Source organism: Stenotrophomonas maltophilia group sp. RNC7, from assembly GCF_030910085.1.
Classification (GTDB): Bacteria; Pseudomonadota; Gammaproteobacteria; order Xanthomonadales; family Xanthomonadaceae; genus Stenotrophomonas; species Stenotrophomonas sepilia.
In genome coordinates this window covers 1-305 of the sequence record NZ_JAVFVN010000004.1, presented here as the reverse complement: position 1 = coordinate 305, position 305 = coordinate 1, and the positions used below count along the sequence as shown (strand labels likewise).

1 protein-coding gene is annotated in these 305 nt (G+C 31.1%); it reads right to left on the bottom strand.

What is annotated here, in order from left to right; genetic code table 11:
* Nucleotides 1–118: 118 nt before the first annotated feature.
* The gene (locus tag RCF13_RS00030; RefSeq protein WP_308140647.1) at nt 119–280 is read right to left on the bottom strand and encodes a hypothetical protein; all 162 of its coding nucleotides are present in this window, start codon (nt 278–280) and stop codon (nt 119–121) included.
* Nucleotides 281–305 lie beyond the last annotated feature (25 nt).

Here is a 305-nt window from a genome sequence, read left to right as displayed (position 1 = left end):
GTTATAGCGTTAGTTGTTTGGTCTAATGTAATTTTCATTATTATACCCCCTTTTACCTATCTTAATTCGCCAAAAGGGACTTAATTCCTACAACGAAATATCGCAAGTTTCGACAATGTTATTGATTGTCTTTTTTATTGCGATCAATATAAATATCCAATGCTTTTATTCCTCTATGTGCTAGCCTAATAAACAATACCATACTGTAAATACCTAAACCTATTAAAGCAAAATTAAATGATACTACAAAACTAGTAAAGCCAGATCCTGGTCCAAACATAAATTAGCCCTCCTTTTTTAATTCC

Coding starts and splice junctions, on each gene's coding strand:
- RCF13_RS00030 (WP_308140647.1), bottom strand. CDS start 280: ATGTTTGGACCAGGATCTGGCTTTACTAGTTTTGTAGTATCATTTAAT.